At 63.8% G+C, this 18,493-nt stretch carries 14 protein-coding genes and 1 pseudogene; 13 read left to right on the top strand and 2 right to left on the bottom strand.

Features of this window, described 5'->3' with window-relative positions; genetic code table 11:
- Window positions 1-15: 15 nt before the first annotated feature.
- The gene (locus A3A9_RS0115395; protein ID WP_027059582.1) at window positions 16-684 is read right to left on the bottom strand and encodes a haloacid dehalogenase type II; all 669 of its coding nucleotides are present in this window, start codon (window positions 682-684) and stop codon (window positions 16-18) included.
- Between the two features lie 321 nt (window positions 685-1,005).
- Between A3A9_RS0115395 and A3A9_RS0115385 the strand changes: the two genes are divergently transcribed.
- From A3A9_RS0115385 to A3A9_RS0115355, 7 genes are all read left to right on the top strand, one after another.
- The gene (locus A3A9_RS0115385) at window positions 1,006-1,845 is read left to right on the top strand and encodes a GNAT family N-acetyltransferase (RefSeq protein WP_027059581.1); all 840 of its coding nucleotides are present in this window, start codon (window positions 1,006-1,008) and stop codon (window positions 1,843-1,845) included.
- Window positions 1,846-1,858: 13 nt separating this feature from the next.
- Window positions 1,859-3,232 (top strand): aspartate aminotransferase family protein, encoded by a 1,374-nt coding sequence (locus A3A9_RS0115380; RefSeq protein ID WP_027059580.1) that lies wholly within the window; start codon window positions 1,859-1,861, stop codon window positions 3,230-3,232.
- A 269-nt stretch (window positions 3,233-3,501) separates the two neighbouring features.
- Window positions 3,502-4,194 carry an HAD-IA family hydrolase gene (locus tag A3A9_RS0115375; protein ID WP_430515887.1) on the top strand — a complete coding sequence of 231 codons (693 nt, stop codon included), beginning with the start codon at window positions 3,502-3,504 and terminating at the stop codon, window positions 4,192-4,194.
- Between the two features lie 64 nt (window positions 4,195-4,258).
- Window positions 4,259-5,869: an ABC transporter substrate-binding protein gene (locus A3A9_RS0115370; protein ID WP_027059578.1), complete on the top strand. Its 1,611-nt coding sequence runs from the start codon at window positions 4,259-4,261 to the stop codon at window positions 5,867-5,869.
- A gap of 87 nt (window positions 5,870-5,956) precedes the next feature.
- Window positions 5,957-6,907, top strand: a complete 951-nt coding sequence (locus tag A3A9_RS0115365; RefSeq protein ID WP_027059577.1) for an ABC transporter permease — start codon at window positions 5,957-5,959, stop codon at window positions 6,905-6,907.
- Between the two features lie 2 nt (window positions 6,908-6,909).
- Window positions 6,910-7,755 (top strand): ABC transporter permease, encoded by an 846-nt coding sequence (locus A3A9_RS0115360; RefSeq protein WP_051370925.1) that lies wholly within the window; start codon window positions 6,910-6,912, stop codon window positions 7,753-7,755.
- A complete protein-coding gene (locus A3A9_RS0115355) occupies window positions 7,752-9,407 on the top strand; it encodes an ABC transporter ATP-binding protein (RefSeq protein WP_027059576.1) in 1,656 nt (551 codons plus the stop codon). Before A3A9_RS0115360 ends, A3A9_RS0115355 begins: the two co-directional genes overlap by 4 nt.
- Window positions 9,408-9,422: 15 nt before the next feature.
- On the opposite strand, the gene A3A9_RS0115350 is transcribed toward A3A9_RS0115355, so the two are convergent.
- Window positions 9,423-9,899: an Lrp/AsnC family transcriptional regulator gene (locus tag A3A9_RS0115350; RefSeq protein WP_027059575.1), complete on the bottom strand. Its 477-nt coding sequence runs from the start codon at window positions 9,897-9,899 to the stop codon at window positions 9,423-9,425.
- Window positions 9,900-10,122: 223 nt separating this feature from the next.
- Between A3A9_RS0115350 and A3A9_RS0115345 the strand changes: the two genes are divergently transcribed.
- From A3A9_RS0115345 to A3A9_RS0115320, 6 genes and pseudogenes are all read left to right on the top strand, one after another.
- Window positions 10,123-11,448, top strand: coding sequence for an NAD(P)/FAD-dependent oxidoreductase (locus A3A9_RS0115345; protein ID WP_027059574.1), 1,326 nt, complete (start codon window positions 10,123-10,125; stop codon window positions 11,446-11,448).
- Window positions 11,449-11,709: 261 nt separating this feature from the next.
- A pseudogene (locus A3A9_RS41200) lies at window positions 11,710-12,733 on the top strand (ABC transporter substrate-binding protein).
- Between the two features lie 68 nt (window positions 12,734-12,801).
- A complete protein-coding gene (locus A3A9_RS0115335) occupies window positions 12,802-15,270 on the top strand; it encodes an ATP-binding cassette domain-containing protein (protein WP_027059573.1) in 2,469 nt (822 codons plus the stop codon).
- Window positions 15,267-16,343 carry an ABC transporter permease gene (locus A3A9_RS38830; RefSeq protein ID WP_245279042.1) on the top strand — a complete coding sequence of 359 codons (1,077 nt, stop codon included), beginning with the start codon at window positions 15,267-15,269 and terminating at the stop codon, window positions 16,341-16,343. Before A3A9_RS0115335 ends, A3A9_RS38830 begins: the two co-directional genes overlap by 4 nt.
- Window positions 16,344-16,406: 63 nt before the next feature.
- Complete coding sequence (locus A3A9_RS0115325) at window positions 16,407-17,234, top strand: phosphogluconate dehydrogenase C-terminal domain-containing protein (protein WP_027059572.1); 828 nt, start codon at window positions 16,407-16,409, stop codon at window positions 17,232-17,234.
- A 302-nt stretch (window positions 17,235-17,536) separates the two neighbouring features.
- Entirely contained in the window at window positions 17,537-18,478 is a 942-nt protein-coding gene (locus tag A3A9_RS0115320; RefSeq protein WP_027059571.1) for a D-ribose ABC transporter substrate-binding protein, read from the top strand.
- Window positions 18,479-18,493 lie beyond the last annotated feature (15 nt).

Genomic DNA, 18,493 nt, shown 5'->3' with positions numbered 1-18,493 from the left:
GGCAATCCGCCTGTTTCAGAGACCGACCACGCCTGCAAGACCCGAAATGTCCGATATCTCGACATAGCCGTAATACGGGTTGGCCGGTTCGTGGCCGCGATTGACCCAGACCTTGTTCTTGATGCCGAGATCATGTGCCGACATCAGGTCGTAGCGGAAAGAGGACGAGCAGTGAAGAACGTCCTCCGGGCCGCAACCCAACCTGTCGAACATGTATTCGAAGACCTTGAAACGTGGCTTGTAAGCCTGCGCCTGCTCGGCCGTGTAGACGGCATGGAACGGCGCGCCGAGTTTCTCGACATTGGACATGATCTGCGCGTTCATGGCGTTGGACAGGATGACCAGCGGAATTTCCTTGGCGACCTTCGCCAGGCCGGCCGGAACGTCGGCGTGAGGCCCCCAGGTCGGGACGCGCTCGTAGACCATCCCAGCATCTTCGGCGCTGAAGGCAACGCCGTTGCGCTTGCAGGCGCGCTCGAGCGCGTTATGAACGACATCGGCATAGGGCTTCCAGTCGCCCATGATCTCGTCGAGCCGATAGGCCGCGAAGTTCTTGATGAACTCCTGCATGCGCGGCTCGTCGAGCCGGCTGCCGTAGAGGTCGCGCGCCGCTTCCGCCATCTGGAAATGGATCAACGTGCCGTGGCAGTCGAAGGTGATGTATTTGGGCCTGAAAGAAGCCATGTCCGTCGATCTCCGGTGGAAGCACATCCGTGCTGGGATGTATTTCATCATAGGACGGAAGGCAGCGACCCACCTGACCGAAATCGCCCTTCCTAAAGCAGAAAGTTCCGTATCCGCCATCCGGTTTGGCACGCTGTAGCATCTTGCCTGTCGATAGCGGCGCGGCGCGCGGCGTGAAGTACATCCGTCGCGGACGGTGTCAGCACAAGATGCGGCGCACCCCTCGCGTTACGGCGAAAGATACTGCCCGAGCCAAGGCCTTCAGACGATCTGCGGCGCGCCGATGGCCGAGACTTGGGCACCAGACGGAAGGGATGCCTCATGCAGCAGGGCGAGATCGAACTCCAGACCTTCGGGTCTGACCATATCGACGGCGCCGTGGCGCTTTCTCGCCAGGAGAATTGGCCGCATCGTTCGCAGGACTGGCAGATGGCGCTGCAGCTCTCGAACGGCGCGGTCGCGCTCGACGACCAGGGCCGCGTCACCGGAACAATCCTGGTAACGCCTTACGGTGCGGACTGCGCCATGATCAACATGGTGATCGTCGACAGGACTGTGCGGGGCAAGGGGCTCGGACGCCGGCTGATGGATCAGGCCTTCGCCCTTGCCGGCGACCGTCCGTTGCGGCTCGTCGCGACGGCGGACGGCATGCCTCTCTATGAAAAGCTCGGCTTCGTGCCGTCCGGTACGATCCGGCAGCATCAGGGCAGCGTTGCCAAGCTTGGTGCGCCCGACGGCGTGCAAGCCGCAGGCACCGCCGATCTCCCGGAAATCAAGGCACTGGACCGCGACGCCTACGGCGCCGACCGAGAAACTCTGATCGATGCGCTGGCGGAGCGCGGCCAATTCGCGGTCATCCGCCGCAACGGCGCCATCGAGGCCTATGCCGCGATCCGCCCATTCGGACGCGGCGAGGTGATTGGTCCCGTGATCGCGGGAAGTGCCGAAGAGGCGAAAGCCCTGATCGGCTTCTTCGCGGCACCGCGCGCCGGCGCCTTCCTGCGCGTGGATACCGGCAGCGGGACCGGCATGGCCGGCTGGCTCGAAGAAATCGGCCTCGCCCATGCTGGCGGCGGCGTGGCCATGGACCGTCCACCCAAGACGAGCATGGAACAGGCCAGGCCCAGAGTTTACGCCCTCGCCAACCAGGCGCTCGGCTAGTCGGAGAACAACAATGCTCGCCAATTCCCTGATCGAACTCGACCGCGCCCATCTCATCCACCCGGTCTCTTCATACCGTGGTCATGAGGCGCAAGGCGTGCGCGTCTTGAAATCGGCGAAGGGGGCGACCGTGACCGATGCGTCCGGCCGGCAGCTTCTCGACGGTTTCGCGGGGCTGTGGTGCGTCAACGCCGGCTACGGCCACGACAGCATCGTGGAGGCCGCGGCCCGGCAGATGCGCGAGCTTCCCTACGCCACTGCCTATTTCGACCTTGGCTCCGAGCCGGCCATCCGGCTCGCCTCGGAACTGGCCGAGCGCGCGCCAGGCGACCTCAATCACGTCTTTTTCACGCTTGGCGGGTCGGACGCAGTCGACAGCACGATCCGTTTCGTCCGCTACTACTGGAATGCCAGGGGCGAGCCGCGACGCGACCAGTTCATTTCCATCGAACAGGGCTATCACGGCTCGTCGGTGGTCGGCGCGGGCCTGACCGCCCTGCCCGCCTTTCACGCCGGCTTCGGCATTCCCTTTGAATGGCAGCACAAGATCCCCTCTCCCTATCCCTATCGCAACCTGGTCGGCGAAGACGGCAGCGCGATCATTGCCGCATCGCTCGCCGCGCTGAAGGCCAAGATCGAGGAGATCGGCCCGGAGCGGGTCGCTGCCTTCTATGCCGAGCCGATCCAGGGCTCGGGCGGCGTCATTGTTCCGCCGAAAGGCTGGATCAAGGCGATGCGCGAGCTCTGCCGGGAGTACGGCATCCTGTTCGTCGCCGACGAGGTGATCACCGGCTTCGGCCGCACGGGACCCTTGTTCGCCTGTACCGATGAGGACATCGTTCCCGATTTCATGACGACCGCGAAGGGGCTGACCTCGGGCTATGTTCCCATGGGCGCCGTGTTCATGGCCGATCATGTCTACGACGTCATCGCCGATGGCGCGGGCGCTTCGGCGGTCGGCCATGGCTACACCTATTCCGCCCACCCCGTCAGCGCCGCCGTCGCGCTCGAAGTGCTGAAGCTCTACGAAGACGGCCTATTGGAGAATGGCATCAAGGCCGGCGCCCGCCTGATGGCGGGCTTGGAGGGCCTGAGCGACCATCCGCTGGTTGGCGACGTGCGCGGCCGCGGCATGCTTGCCGCGATCGAACTGGTGGTCGACAAGCAGAAGAAGACACCGCTTCCGGCATCGGCCATGCCGGCGCGGCGCGTCTTCGACAGGGCATGGGACAACGGCCTGATCATCCGTGCCTTTGCTCATGGGGTCCTCGGCTATGCGCCGCCGCTCTGCTGCACCGACGCCGAAATCGATGCGATCGTCGAGCGCACGCGGCGGACGCTCGACCAGACGCTGGACGATCCCGATGTCCGCAAGGCCCTGGCATGACGGGCGGCAAGTACCACGCGTTTCGAAATAGCGCCGGGACAGACGATTTCGCAATTTTGTGCCGCGCCCTCACGCCTTTTCGGCGAATCCAGCGCGGGGGAAGTGCCAGACTGCATTTAAGACAAGGCCAGAAAGCCCAAGTTTCCGGGTTTTAGAAAAAGGCCAGCGCCCCGGACAGCACGGAATTTTGTTCTGTTCAGCACGATGTAATTCGGCCCTGCGCAGAGGAGAGCTAAATTTTGGCCAGGGGTTTCAGCGAATTCAAATATATGAGCTTCGACGTCGTCGGCACGCTGATCGACTTCGAAGGCGGCATCACGACCTGCCTGGCCGGAATTGCCGCCGACGCTGGCGTGCCCATCGATGGCGAAGGAGCGCTGGCCCTGTATCGGCAAGCCCGCTACATGCCCAATGCGGGCCTGTTCCCCGACGATCTCGTACGTGTCTACATGGTCATCGCGCCGCGGCTCGGCCTGCCGGCCGAAGAGAAATACGGCGTCCGCCTGAGGGATTCCGCCAGCGTCTGGCAAGGCTTCCCCGACAGCGCGGCAGCATTGGCCGAACTTGCGAAATCCCACAAGCTGGTTGCCATGACCAATGCTCGGCGCTGGGCGCTTGATCATTTCGAGAAGCAACTCGGATCGCCCTTCTTCGCCACTTTCACCGCCGACGACACCGGCACGGAGAAACCGGACCCGGCTTATTTCCAGAAGGTATTCGATTTCGTGGCTTCCCGAGGCGATAGCAAGGACGACATCCTGCACGTCGCGCAAAGCCAGTACCACGACATCGGCATATCCCGGGCGCTTGGCATGACCAACTGCTGGATCGAGCGCCGGCACGCCCAGCAGGGCTATGGCGGCACGATCGAGCCGGAGCGCTTCACCGTGCCGGACTACCACTTCACCTCAATGGCCGCGTTGGCGGCGGCAGTGCGGGAAAGCCTGAAGGAACGAACCTGAGCCCAAGCCCGGAAAGCCGCAACAAGACGAGCATCCCGGAAAAACAAACAGAAAGGGGAATGATATGACCGACAAGATCACGAACTGGACCAGCGCAGACGATGCCATGGTCGAGAATGCCATTCGGCGGGGCGCGAGCCGCCGCGAACTTCTCAAGATGCTGTTGGCCGGCGGCGCCGCGATTGCCGCGGGCAGCGTGGTGCTCGGCCGTGCCACGCAGGCCGTGGCCGCCACGCCGGTTTCCGGCGGAACCTTCAAGGCGGCGGGCTGGTCGTCCTCGACCGCCGACACGCTCGACCCGGCAAAGGCGTCGCTGTCGACCGACTATGTCCGCTGCTGCTCGCTCTACAACCGCCTGACTTTCCTCGACAAGGATGGCGTCACGCAGATGGAACTGGCCGAAAGCTTCGACAGCAAGGACGCCAAGACCTGGACCGTGAAGCTGCGCAAGGGCGTCACCTTCCACGACGGCAAGGACCTCACCGCCGACGACGTCGTCTTCTCGATGAAGCGCCATCTCGATCCGGCGGTCGGCTCCAAGGTCGCCAAGATCGCCGCCCAGATGACCGGCTTCAAGGCGGTCGACAAATCGACCGTCGAAATCACGCTCGCCGATCCGAATGCCGACCTTCCGACCATCCTGGCGCTGCATCACTTCATGATCGTGGCGGACGGCACCACCGACTTCTCCAAGGGCAACGGCACCGGCGCTTTCGTGCTGCAGACGTTCGAACCGGGCGTGCGGTCGGTCGTCACCAAGAACAAGAACTACTGGAAATCGGGCCAACCCTACCTGGACTCGTTCGAATTCATCGCCATCAGCGACGACAGCGCCCGCGTCAACGCGCTGCTTTCCGGTGACATCAATTTCGCCGCCGCGATCAATCCACGTGCGATGAAGCTCATTGGCGGCCAGCAGGGCTTCGAATTGTCGAAGACCACCTCGGGCAACTACACCGACCTCAACATCCGGCTCGACATGGATCCGGGCAACAAGGCCGACTTCGTGGCCGGCATGAAGTATCTCGTCAACCGCGAGCAGATCGTCAAATCGGCGTTGCGCGGTCTTGGCGAAATCGGCAACGACCAGCCCGTCTCGCCGGCGAACATCTTCCACAATGCCGACCTCAAGCCGAAGGCCTTCGACCCGGACAAGGCCAAGTTCCACTTCCAGAAGTCGGGCCTGCTCGGTCAGTCCATCCCCGTGGTCGCCTCCGATGCCGCGACCTCGTCGATCGACATGGCGGTGATCATCCAGGCCGCCGGTGCCGATATCGGCATGAAGCTCGATGTCCAGCGCGTCCCGTCCGACGGCTACTGGGACAATTACTGGCTCAAGGCGCCGATCCATTTCGGCAACATCAATCCACGCCCGACGCCGGACATCCTGTTCTCGCTCCTCTACGCCTCCAACGCGCCCTGGAACGAAAGCCAGTACAAGTCGGAGAAGTTCGACAAGCTGATGATCGAGGCGCGCGGCTCGCTCGACCAGGCAAAGCGCAAGGAAATCTACGGCCAGATGCAGACCATGGTCTCCGAGGAGGCCGGCACCATCATCCCGGCCTACATTTCCAACGTGGATGCCCTCTCCAGCAAGGTGAAGGGTTTGGAGGCGAACCCGCTTGGTGGCATGATGGGCTACGCAATGGCGGAATATCTCTGGCTCGAAGCCTGAGGGGCACCTGCCAGGGACCGGATAGCCGGTCCCTGGCACCTATTGCGCAACATGGCTTGGCTGAATGCAACCGCAGGGAGCGCTTCCATGACGTCTGGGGTTCTCAATCTCGTGCTGAAGCGGCTGGGGATTGCGGTCGTCACGCTTCTGATCGTGCTGTTTGCCGTGTTTTTCGCCACCAGCATGCTGCCCGGCGACACCGCGTCGATCCTGCTCGGCCAGGCAGCGACCCCGGAAGCCGTCGCCGGCTTGCGCGATGCCATGCATCTCAACGATCCGGCAATCCTGCGCTTCCTGCGCTGGCTTCTCGGCCTGCTCCACGGCGACCTCGGCACCTCCTATGCCAATGACATGCCGGTCGCGGCACTGATCGGCGGCCGCTTCGTCAACACCCTGAAGCTGGCCGGCATCACCACACTGCTCTCGGTGCCGCTGGCACTGACGCTGGGCATCACCGCAGCCATGTTGCGCGGTTCCTTCTATGACCGCACCGTCACCATTCTTTCGATCGGCATCATCTCCGTCCCGGAATTCATGGTCGCGACGCTGGCGGTCCTGCTTTTCGCCGTCTATCTCAAATGGCTGCCGGCGCTGTCCTCGGTCAACGAGGCGCATTCGCTGACCGACCTCGTGCGCATTTATGCAATGCCGGTGATCACGCTCACCTTCGTCATCTCCGCCCAGATGATCCGCATGACGCGCGCTGCGGTGATCGAAACGCTTTCCACGCCTTATGTCGAGATGGCGCTTCTCAAAGGCGCCTCACGCAGCCGCATGGTGCTCAAGCACGCACTTCCCAATGCGCTCGGGCCGATCGTCAACGCGGTTGCGCTGTCGCTGTCCTATCTGGTCGGCGGCGTCATCATCGTGGAGACGATCTTCAACTATCCGGGCATCGCCAAGCTGATGGTCGATGCGGTCGCGACCCGCGACCTGCCGCTCATCCAGAGCTGCGCAATGATCTTCTGCCTCGGCTATCTCGTCCTCATCACGACCGCCGACATCATCGCCGTCATTTCCAACCCGAGGCTCAGATAACGATGGCGCGTGCCGGAGCCTCCCGACGATCCTTCCTGGGTCACAACTATAATCTCGTGGGCGTCGTGGCCTCGCTGGTCATCCTGGCGTGGACGCTGATCGCCATCTTCGCGCCCACCATCATTCCCCATTCGATCGGCGACATCGTCGACGACGACTATTTCGGCCCGATGCGCCAGGGGCTGTGGCTCGGCTCGGACTATCTGGGGCGCGATATGCTTTCGCGGGTTCTGATGGGCGCACGCTACACCGTCGGCATATCGCTTGCGGCAGTCTGCATCGCCTGCTTCTCCGGCGTCATGCTGGGGATGTTCGCGGCCGTCACCGGCGGCTGGCTCGACAGCTGCCTCAGCCGCTTCCTCGACGCGATGAACTCCATCCCCAGCAAGCTGTTCGGCCTTGTGGTCGTCGCCGCGGTCGGCTCATCGATCCCGGCGTTGATCCTGACGCTCGCCGTCATCTATATCCCGGGCGCCTACCGCTTCGCGCGGGCGCTTGCTGTCAACATCAACACCATGGACTTCATAACCGTCGCCCGCGTCCGCGGCGAAAGCACAGCCTATCTCATCGGGTCCGAGATCCTGCCCAACATCATGCGCCCGGTGCTGGCCGACTTCGGCCTGCGCTTCGTCTTCATCGTGCTTTTGCTCTCCGGCCTGTCCTTCCTGGGGCTCGGCCTGCAGCCGCCACTCGCCGACTGGGGCGCGCTGGTGCGTGAGAACATCGGCGGCCTGCCCTTCGCGGCGCCCGCCGTCATCATTCCGTCGCTGGCGATCGCCAGCCTCACCATCAGCGTCAACCTGCTGATCGACAACCTGCCGCGCAAGATCAGGGACAGGGACGCATGACCAATCTCGTCGAGGTCAGGAACCTGAGGATCGAGGCGACGACCGACGCCGGTCGTGTCGTCGAAATCATCAAGGGCGTCAGCCTCGACATCGCCGATGGCGAGATCGTCGCCCTGATCGGTGAGAGCGGCTCCGGCAAGACCACGATCGCGCTCTCGCTGATGGGCTATGCGCGGCCTGGCTGCCGGATCACTGGCGGCGAGATCAATGTCAACGGCAAGAACATGGCGGCACTTTCCGAAAAGCAACGCGCCAAATTGCGCGGCACCGACATTGCCTATGTTCCGCAAAGTGCCGCCGCCTCCTTCAACCCCTCGTCGACGATCATGGAGCAGGTCATCGAGGTCACGCGGATCCACGGCCTGATGCCACCCGAGCAGGCCCGCCAGCGCGCTGTCGAGCTGTTCAGGGCCTTGTCGTTGCCAGATCCGGAAGGGATCGGCGCGCGTTATCCGCACCAGGTTTCGGGCGGGCAATTGCAGCGGCTGGCGGCGGCCATGGCGCTGATCGGCGATCCCAAGCTGATGATCTTCGACGAACCGACGACGGCGCTCGACGTGACGACGCAGATCGACGTGCTGAAGGCCTTCAAGTCGGTGATGCGGGCTGGTGGGATAGCGGGTGTCTATGTTTCCCACGATCTCGCGGTCGTTGCCCAGATCGCCGATCGCATCGTGGTGCTGAAGGGCGGCGAAGTGCAGGAGACCGGCACCACGGCGGCAATCCTTTCGGCTGCCCAACATCCCTACACGCGCGAACTGCTGGCTGCCTTCGAACCCAAGCCGCGGCAAGCCCAAGCGGACGCGGATGCCGGCGCGAAGCCGTTACTGCGCATCGACAATGTGACGGCCGGCTATGGCTCGGTGCGGGCCGACGGACTGCCGCTTATCCGCGCGGTCGATTCCGTCAGCCTGATCGTCGAGAAGGGGCGCAATCTCGGCATCATCGGCGAATCCGGCTGCGGAAAATCGACGCTGGCGCGCGTCATCGCCGGCATCCATCCGGCGGCGGCCGGCGACATCATCTTCGACGGCAAGGAACTGGAGCGCGCCGCAGGCAAACGCAGCCGGGACCAGCTGCGCGAGATGCAGATCGTGTTCCAATATGCCGACACCGCGCTCAATCCAGCCAAGCCGATAGAGGACATCATCTCTCGGCCACTGGCCTTCTATCACCGGCTCGACAGGCAGGCGCGCTCGAAGCGCGTCGACGAGCTGCTCGACGTGGTGCGCCTGCCGAGGGGCCTGCGTTACCGCCATCCGTCGGAGCTCTCCGGCGGCCAGAAGCAGCGGGTGAACTTCGCGCGCGCCCTAGCGGCCGACCCCAAGCTCATCATCTGCGATGAAATCACCTCGGCGCTCGACACGGTGGTGGCGGCGGCCGTGATCGAACTGCTCAAGGAGCTGCAGCGCGAGTTGGGCCTTTCCTACATTTTCATCAGCCACGACCTCTCCGTCGTCGAAGCGATCTGCGACGAGATCATGGTCATGTACAATGGGCAGCGGGTGGAGCAGATCACACCCGACAAGCTGCAGGCGCCCACCCACCCCTATTCCAAGCTTCTGTTCTCCTCCGTGCCGAAGCTTGACCCGACGTGGCTCGATGGCCTCGTCCGGGACCCCGAGCTCGTCAGCCAGTACGGCCATCGCTGACCATGCGGCAGAGCCTCACCTCGGAAACAGGCTGGGCAGCGGCATGTGCGCCTTGACGATGGGGGACTTCAGCACGACGAAGCTGAAATACTTGTCGATGCCGATATCCATGTCGGTCAGCCGCTCCATGATGGTCTGGTACTCGGCTATGCCGGCGGTCACGAATTTCATCAGATAGTCGTAGCCACCCGAGACCAGATGGCATTCGATGACCTGGTCGATCTTCTCCACGATGGCGAGAAACCGGGCGAAGTCCACCTGGCGGTGGTTCTTCAAGGTGATTTCGGTGAACACGGTCAGCGTCTGGCCAAGCTTGCCGATATTGATCTGCGCGGAATAACCCTCAATGTAGCCCTCCGATTGCAGTCTCTTGACCCGCATCAGGCACGGGCTCGGCGACAGATGCACCAGCTCAGCCAGTTCCACGTTGGTAATGCGGCCGTTCTTCTGCAATTCGTAAAGAATTTTGATATCGATCCGATCCAGTTTCATGGCCATCTCCGCAGAACGTATGCCGCAGCACAAAATGCTGCCGTACCAATAGCCATCGACACTACCACAGCCCGTTGGCCTGTCCATCCAAGCGGACAGCGCTTTGGAACGCAGCGGCTCCCGATTTTACCCGGACGTACGGAATAAAATTCTGCTTCGGTGGCAACTGCGGCAGCGGCTGCCTGCGCAACGCGTTAGATTGGCGCTTCAAGGCAGAGACACCATGCGCGCACCACTGCAGCAAATCGAGACATCCGGCGAACTGCCGAAATCCGCGGACGCGGTGGTGATCGGCGGCGGCATCGTCGGCATCTTCGCGGCCTATTACCTGGCACGGCGTGGCCTGAAGGTCGCGCTTGTCGAAAAGGGCCGCATCGGCGCCGAGCAGTCCTCGCGGAACTGGGGATGGTGCCGCCAGCAGAACCGCGACGCCCGCGAGTTGCCGATGGCAACAAGAAGCATCGACCTGTGGGGCAGCTTTGCGGCAGAGACTGGCGAAGACACCGGCTTTCGCCGCTGCGGCCTGCTCTATCTCAGCAATGACGAGGCGGAACTGGCCGGCTGGGTGCGCTGGCGTGACTTCGCCAAAACGGCCGGCGTCACCACGCATATGCTCGACAGCGCCGAGGCCGGCGAGCGGGGCCGCGCCACGGGCCGGACCTGGAAGGGCGGCGTCTTCTCACCGACCGACGGCACCGCCGATCCGTCGCGGGCCGCGCCCGCGGTCGCCCGCGCCATCCTCAAGCTCGGTGGCTCCGTCCACCAGAATTGCGCCGCGCGCGGTATCGAGACCGAAGGCGGGCGCCTGAGCGGCGTGGTCACCGAAAGCGGAACGATCCGAACCAAGGTGGCGGTGCTGGCCGGCGGCGCCTGGGCCTCCTCCTTTTGCCGGCAGTTCGGTTTCCGTTTTCCGCAGGCGTCGATCCGCTCCTCCATTCTGTCCGTCTCGCCAGGCGCGGAAGGTCTGCCGGATGCGCTGCACACGAAAGGGATCTCGGCCACGCGTCGCGGCGGCGGCGGTTACACGCTCGCCATAAGTGGACGCGGCCGTGTGGACGTGACGCAGCAGCAGTTGCGCTTCTCCTCGCAGTTCCTGCCCATGTTCCTGAAGCGGTGGCGCAGCCTCGCGCCCGGCGGCCTGCAGGGCATGCGCTCGGGCCACGAAACGCTCCGACACTGGCGGCTCGACCAGCCGACACCGATGGAACGGATGCGCATCCTCGATCCGGTCCCGGACCAGGCAACCATCCGCCTGACCCACGCCCGGGCGCTCGAGCTGCTGCCGGCACTGCGCCAGACCAGGATCAGCGCGACCTGGGCCGGCTACATCGACAGCACGCCGGACGGTGTGCCTGCCATCGGCGAGATCAATACCGTTCCGGGTTTCTTCCTGGCTGCCGGCTTCTCGGGGCATGGCTTCGGCATCGGGCCCGGCGCCGGGCACCTCGTCGCCGATCTGATGACCGGATCGCAACCGATCGTCGATCCGCAATCCTATGATCCCAGGCGCTTCGACGCTTCAGCCTGGGGGAAGGTCGCCGACTTCTAAGACGCGATCCGTTCCGACAGCCAGACATGCTCTCCGGAACGCCACCACCCTTGTCGGAGAACCGGCCCGACTGGCCAAGGGCAAGGAAGATGAGACGATCGGCCGCGTTTCGCTCTCGTCAATGCATCAAGCGAGTTCCGGTACCGGCTTGCCTATTTGGTATGCTGGTATAACATGTAGATGGTATGGTGTCTCTCGAATGAGGCGCCGGAATGGCATGCAAGCCGACCGTGTTGGCCGGTATTTTTGGGAGGAAGTATCATGAAGTTTGCAATCGTGGCGGCGCTTGCCAGCGCCGCGCTGGGGAGTGTGTTTGTGCTGCCGGCAGCGGCGTCATCGGATGCACCGGTGATCGCACTGACCAACGCCTATTACGGCAACACCTGGCGGCACCAGATGGTCGAGGCCTTCGAAGCCTCGGCCAAGGAAGCAAAGGCGGCTGGTCAGATCGCCGATTACATCGTCATGAACGGCGACGGCTCGGTGGCACAGCAGAACAGCCAGATCGCCGAACTGATCCTCAAGAAGGTTGATGTGCTCGCCGTCGATGCCGCCTCGGAGACCGCGGTCAACGGCATCATCGAAAAAGCCTGCAAGGCCGGCATTATCGTCGTCTCCTTCGATTCAGTCGCGTCGGCGCCTTGCAACTACCAGCTCAATTTCGATTTCAAGGGCTACAAGGCGACCCAGGCCGAGGCCGTGTTCAAGATGCTCGGCGGCAAGGGCAATGTCATCCAGGTGCGCGGCGTCAAGGGCTCGGCCCCGGACAACGACATGTTCAACGCCCAGCAGTCGGTGCTGGCGAAATATCCCGATATCAAGGTTGTCGCCACCGTCTATGGCCAGGCGACCGCCTCGGTGGCGCAGGCAGCCATTGCCAATGTCCTGCCCTCGCTGCCGCATGTCGATGCGGTGCTCGGCCAGGGCGGCAGCGACGATGTCGGCATCGCCCAGGCCTTTGTCCAATACGGCGGCGACTAGTGCCGGCAAGATGCCGATCATCGAAGGCGGCGGCGGCACCGATTTCGTCAAATGGTGGGCCGACGAGAACGCCAAGAACGGTTACCAGACGGTCTCGATGAACACGACGCCCGGCATTGGCGGCGCTGCTTTCTGGCTCGGCCTGTCCCTGCTCAAGGGCGCCAAGGCACCCAAGATGATGATCATGCCTGTGGCAACCGTCGATGCCAGCAACCTCAAGGAATACGCCAAGCTGCCGGGCGGCCAGATCATCAGCCCCAGCTATTCGCTCGATTGGGTCAAGCAGAACCTGTTGAGCAAGTAACGCGACCAGCACAATGGATCGGACGCCGAATGGCGCCCGATCCTTGGCCGTGAAGAAACGGAGGACGAATGTCCCACCTTGCCGTTGCCGATCAGAAGGGTACAGCCGCCATGGCGCCCGCCGCTCGGCAGGAAATTGTCTCGCTTACACAGATCACCAAGAGTTTCGGGCCGACGCTGGCGAATGCCGAGATCGACCTCGCCATTTCGGCCGGCGAGATCATCGGCCTCGTCGGCGGCAACGGCGCCGGCAAGTCGACGCTGATGCGCATTCTGTGCGGCACCATGTGGCCGACGCTGGGCTCGATCTCTTTCGCCGGTCAGGCGCTTGACTTCACCGACTACAACACCGCGGAAGCGCAACGGCGCGGCATCCGCATGGTGCATCAGGAACTGTCGCTGTGCGCCAACCTGTCCGTCGCCGAGAACTTCTTTCTGGAGACGCCGCAGGACGCGGCAAGCCGGCCGGGCTGGCGGAGGCTTTACAGAGGCCGCGCGCGCTCGGCGCTGGACGCGGTCTTTCCCGGCAACGGCATCGATGTGGATGCGCAAGTCAGCCAGCTCTCCATCGCCGAGCGGCAGATGGTCGAGATCGCGCGCGCCGCCGCGACGCCTGGCGTCAGGCTCATCGTTCTCGATGAGCCGACCTCCTCGCTCGATCTCGATCGCTCCAGGCAGTTGCGAGCTTTCATCCGCGAGCGGGCCAAGGCAGGCCTCGCCTTCATCTTCATCAGCCACAAGCTGCAGGAAATCGTCGACATTGCATCGCAGGTTGTCGTGCTGCGCAACGGACGCAGCGCCTGGCGCGGCGACGTGGCGGACACATCGATCGGCAAGCTGGTGCAGATCATGGGTGGCGACACCAATCCGGTCCACCAACATGGCGCTGCCGCTGTTGGCGCGGCCGGAGCGCTGGTGCGGCTGTCCGGAGCGCTAACATCCGAATTGGGCCGCGACATCGAGATCGCGCGCGGTGAAATCGTCGGACTGGCGGGACTCGAGGGCAGCGGCCAGAAGGACCTGCTTCATGCCATCTTCAAGCCGGGAAAGGATGCCGGCGTGACCCGAACCGGTGACGCCGGCTTCATTGCCGGCGACCGCCAAAAGGAAGGCGTGTTCCCGCTGTGGAGCGTGCTGGGCAACATCTCCATCGGCAGCCTTGCGCGCCGCCCGGCGCTGGGCCTGGTCTCGGACCGGGTCAACCGCGCGGCCGCAGCGGACGCCGCCGGACGGCTGCGGCTCGATGAACACCGCTTCGGGTCCAACATTCTGGAGTTTAGCGGCGGCAACCAGCAGAAGGCGCTGGTTGCCCGCGCGCTCGTCGCCGATACGCCGATCATCCTGCTCGACGATCCGACGCGCGGCGTCGACATCGCCACCAAGCAGGATTTCTACCGGCTCTGCAACGACATCGCGCGCAGCGGGCGGACGCTTGTCTGGCATACGACCGAGGACGCTGAGCTGCTGGCCTGCGACCGCGTGCTGGTCTTCGCCGGCGGGCGGATCGTCAAGGAGCTGACCGGCGCGGCGATCACCGAAGCGGCGATCGTCGGAGCATCCTTCGTCCAGCAAGCGGACAAGCGCGCCGCCGCCGCGCGCGGCAAGGCCCGCGTGGCGGGGCTTGCCCGACTGGTGAACGCCGCTCCCTTCATCGGCCTTGCCGCCGTGCTGGCGGTGATGATCTCGGCCAATCCGGCGGTCGCCTCGATCTTCGGGCTCGACCTGCTGCTGATGCCGGCGCTGTCGCTGGTGCTGGTGACGGCGGCGCAGATGTTCATCGTCGGCGGCAGCGAAATCGACCTCGGCGTCGGCGCCTTCGCCGGCCTGGTCAGCGTGCTCAGCGCCACGCTGCTCTACGACCAGCCATGGCTTGGCGCGCTGGCGCTTTTGGCTGCGGTCGCCGCCTATGCCGGTCTCGGCGGGTTGATCCAGGCACGAAAGATCCCGGCCATCGTCGTCACGCTCGGCGCCTCCTTCATCTGGGTGGGGCTGGGCTATGCGCTGCAGCCGACGCCGGGCGGCACCAGTCCTGAATGGCTGACGGCGCTGTTCGGCTGGTCGCTCGACTTCCTGCCAACGTCCATCATCCTCATCGCCGCGGTCGCCTTGGTGGTGTTGGTGATCGATCGGCTGCCGCTCGGCGTGGTGCTGCGCGGCTTCGGCAACAATCCCACCGCGATGATCCGTTCGGGCTGGTCGCCGACACGCTATGCGCTGGTGCGCTATCTCATCGCCGGGCTGTTCGCGGCGGCTGCCGGCCTGTCGCTGACGGCGATCAACACGGCAAGCGACATCAATTCCGGCAACTCGTTCACGCTGCTCAGCGTCGCCGCCGTGGTGATGGGCGGCTGCTCGCTTCTGGGCGGCATCGTCTCCCCGGTCGGCGCCATCGCCGGCGCGGTGACGCTGTCGCTGATCGGCGCGCTGCTCGGCACGCTCAATGTCAGCAGCGACTTCAACGCCGCGACGCAAGGGCTGATCCTGATCGCGCTCTTGACGTTGCGCGGCCTGACGGCTGACCGCGGGAGCGAACAATGAACGCGCTGTCCGCCTTCACCTTGTGGACCCAGAAAAACCGCTGGATCTGGGCCGCGATCGGCGTGCTCCTGCTCTGGCTTGTGCTTTCCGTGGTCACCAACCGGTTCAGCCTCTCCAGCCTGTCGGGCATCATCCTGTCGGCCTCGTTCCTGACCGTCGTCGGCATCGGCCAGATGTTCGTCGTCACCACCGGGCGCGGCAACATCGACCTCTCCGTCGCTTCGGTGATCACGCTCAGCGCCTTCGTCGCACTGCTGACCATCAAGGGCCAGGATGCCAACCTTGCCATTGGCGTCGCGGCTGCCGTCCTGCTCGGCCTTGCGGTCGGGCTGCTCAATTCGCTGCTCGTCGTCGGCCTCGGCATTCCGGCGATCATCGCAACGCTCGCCACCGGCTATGTGCTGGCGACCGCGACGCTGCTATCGAACCGGGCAATCCCGGGCTTTGCCGTCAGTCCGGCGCTCAAGGACCTGGCAACCGGCCGCATTTCGGGTGTTCCGATCATGGCCATCATGGCTATCCTCGGCGTGGCGGTGGCATCCTTCGTGCTGCGCTACACAGTGTTCGGGCAGCTTCTGTCGGCGGTCGGCCAGAACCGCACTGCTGCCCGGCTCGCCGCCATCAACAACGGCCGGGTGATCGCGGCGGCCTTCATCATCTCTTCGGTGCTGGCCTCGCTCGACGGCCTGCTGCTCGGCGCCTATATCGGCGGCGCCTTCCTCGAAATGGGCCAGCCCTATCTGCTGCAGTCGATCGCCGCCGTGGTGCTCGGCGGCACCCTAATCTTCGGCGGCTCAGCGACCGCGCTTGGCACCCTGTTCGCCAGCATCCTGCTCATCCTGATCGTCACCACCATGCAGATCGTCGGGCTGCCGCCCGGTGTCCAGGATATCGTCCAGGGCATCGTCGTCATCTTCGTCCTGGCGCTGGCGGGCGACAGGCGTTGGCGCGCCGCACATCGGTCGATCCCACGGACGCCGCAGCGGCGAAGACAGAGCCAGGCGCCGCCACGCCCCTGCCGAAGTGACGAACACGTAACCAATGATTTCTCTTGCCAAATTCTGGTAGAGTGATCATACCAGTATATAAGATGACGATCACGAGACGATCGCCTATGGATTAGGGAGCAAGGTCAGATGACAACGATTGCGCTGTTCGGTGCGGGCGGGAAAATGGGCTACCGCCTGTCGACCAATTTTCGCGGATCGGACTACACGATCCGCCATGTCGAGATCAGCGAGGCGGGCAAGGAGCGGCTGAAGACCGGTCTGGGCTTCGATGCGGTCGGCGTCGATGAGGCGCTTGAAGGGGCCGACGTCGTGATCCTGGCGGTGCCGGACACGCATATCGGCAAAGTCGCCGCCAGCATTGAAAGCAAGCTTGCCGCTGGCACGATGGTGATCGTGCTCGATGCGGCGGCCCCGTTCGCCGGGCATCTGCCTGATCGTCCCGATCTCACCTATTTCGTCACCCATCCCTGCCATCCCCCGATCTTCAACGACGAGACCGACATGGCCGCCAAGAAGGACTTTTTCGGCGGCGTCAAAGCCAAGCAGCATTTCGTCAGTGCCCTGATGCAAGGATCTGAGGAAGACTACGCCAAGGGCGAGAAGATCGCCCAGATCATCTGGGCGCCGGTGATGCGCTCGCACCGCGTCACGGTCGAACACATGGCGCTGCTCGAGCCCGGCCTGTCGGAGACGGTGTGTGCTTCGCTGCTCGTCGTCATGAAGGAAGCCCTCGACGAGGTCGTGGCGCGCGGCGTCGACCGGCAGGCGGCGCTCGATTTCCTGCTCGGCCACATGAACGTGCTCGGCGCCGTCATCTTCGGCGAGACCAAGGGAGTGTTCTCCGACGCCTGCAACAAGGCCATCGAATTCGGCAAGCCGGTGCTGATGCGCGACGACTGGAAGCGCGTCTTCGAGCCGGAAGAAATCGCCGCCAGCATCCAGCGCATCACTTGAGAGGGCGGGCTCGATTTTCCCTTCTCCCACAAGGGGAGAAGGAAGAAACATCAACCCGTCAGATACAGATCACCTTAATTAGTGATTGACTCATCATACCAGTTGGCTAAGCTACTCCCGCGCTCGGATTGAAGCCGGGACGAGCGGAGGATGGCGAGGAACGGGGAGCGAAAATCGGTTCGGTTGGAAAGTCGGCAAACGGCTTTGCCTGACCGATCGTCTGCTGCCCGCACTGCCTGATGAATTCAAATGCAGACAAGGCCTCGGTTGGTCGAGGCGATGTTTTTCAACGGGAGGACTTCATGAAACTCACTCGCAGAATGACGCTTGCGGCTTTCGCCGGCGTACTGGCACTTGGCACGGCGGCGCCGGCCTTCGCGGCCGACCTGATCGCGATCATCACCCCCTCGCACGACAATCCGTTCTTCAAGGCGGAAGCCGTCGGCGCCGAGGCAAAGGCCAAGGAGCTCGGCTACGAAGCGCTGGTGCTGGTGCATGATGACGACGCCAACAAGCAGTCCGAACTGATCGACACCGCTATCGGCCGCGGCGCCAAGGCGATCATCCTCGACAATGCCGGCGCCGACGCCACCGTCGCCGCCGTGCAGAAGGCCAAGGACGCCGGCATCCCCTCATTCCTGATCGACCGCGAGATCAACGCCACCGGCGTCGCCATGGCACAGATCGTCTCCAACAACTACCAGGGCGCCCAGCTCGGTGCGCAGGAGTTCGTCAAGCTAATGGGCGAAAAGGGCAATTTCGTCGAGCTGGTCGGCAAGGAATCCGACACCAATGCCGGCATCCGCTCCAAGGGCTATCATGACGTCATCGGCGACTATCCGGACCTGAAGATGGTCGCGCAGCAGTCGGCCAACTGGAGCCAGACCGAGGCCTATTCCAAGATGGAATCGATCCTGCAGGCCAATCCCGACATCAAGGGCGTCATCTCCGGCAACGACACAATGGCGATGGGTGCCTATGCGGCGCTCGCCGCCGCGAACCGCAAGGATGTCATTGTCGTCGGCTTCGACGGCTCCAACGACGTGCGCGACTCCATCACCTCCGGCGGCATCAAGGCCACGGTGCTGCAGCCGGCCTATGCCCAGGCGCAGATGGCGGTCGAACAGGCCAACGACTTCATCAAGAACAAGAAGTCGCCGGAGAAGGAAAAGCAGCTGATGGACTGCGTGCTCGTCAATGGCGCCAATGCCGCCAAGCTGGAAACCTTCGCGCTGAAGAACTGAGCCGGCGCAATGCAA

This window comes from Mesorhizobium loti CJ3sym (assembly GCF_000472785.1).
Taxonomy (GTDB): domain Bacteria; phylum Pseudomonadota; class Alphaproteobacteria; order Rhizobiales; family Rhizobiaceae; genus Mesorhizobium; species Mesorhizobium loti_E.
The sequence above is the reverse complement of the archived record's forward strand: the minus strand, read 5'-3'. Positions and strand labels throughout refer to the sequence as shown.

Coding starts and splice junctions, on each gene's coding strand:
- A3A9_RS0115345 (WP_027059574.1), top strand. CDS start 10,123: ATGCGCGCACCACTGCAGCAAATCGAGACATCCGGCGAACTGCCGAAA.
- A3A9_RS38830 (WP_245279042.1), top strand. CDS start 15,267: ATGAACGCGCTGTCCGCCTTCACCTTGTGGACCCAGAAAAACCGCTGG.
- A3A9_RS0115395 (WP_027059582.1), bottom strand. CDS start 684: ATGGCTTCTTTCAGGCCCAAATACATCACCTTCGACTGCCACGGCACG.
- A3A9_RS0115360 (WP_051370925.1), top strand. CDS start 6,910: ATGGCGCGTGCCGGAGCCTCCCGACGATCCTTCCTGGGTCACAACTAT.
- A3A9_RS0115370 (WP_027059578.1), top strand. CDS start 4,259: ATGACCGACAAGATCACGAACTGGACCAGCGCAGACGATGCCATGGTC.
- A3A9_RS0115320 (WP_027059571.1), top strand. CDS start 17,537: ATGAAACTCACTCGCAGAATGACGCTTGCGGCTTTCGCCGGCGTACTG.
- A3A9_RS0115375 (WP_430515887.1), top strand. CDS start 3,502: ATGAGCTTCGACGTCGTCGGCACGCTGATCGACTTCGAAGGCGGCATC.
- A3A9_RS0115325 (WP_027059572.1), top strand. CDS start 16,407: ATGACAACGATTGCGCTGTTCGGTGCGGGCGGGAAAATGGGCTACCGC.
- A3A9_RS0115380 (WP_027059580.1), top strand. CDS start 1,859: ATGCTCGCCAATTCCCTGATCGAACTCGACCGCGCCCATCTCATCCAC.
- A3A9_RS0115350 (WP_027059575.1), bottom strand. CDS start 9,899: ATGAAACTGGATCGGATCGATATCAAAATTCTTTACGAATTGCAGAAG.
- A3A9_RS0115385 (WP_027059581.1), top strand. CDS start 1,006: ATGCAGCAGGGCGAGATCGAACTCCAGACCTTCGGGTCTGACCATATC.
- A3A9_RS0115335 (WP_027059573.1), top strand. CDS start 12,802: ATGTCCCACCTTGCCGTTGCCGATCAGAAGGGTACAGCCGCCATGGCG.
- A3A9_RS0115365 (WP_027059577.1), top strand. CDS start 5,957: ATGACGTCTGGGGTTCTCAATCTCGTGCTGAAGCGGCTGGGGATTGCG.
- A3A9_RS0115355 (WP_027059576.1), top strand. CDS start 7,752: ATGACCAATCTCGTCGAGGTCAGGAACCTGAGGATCGAGGCGACGACC.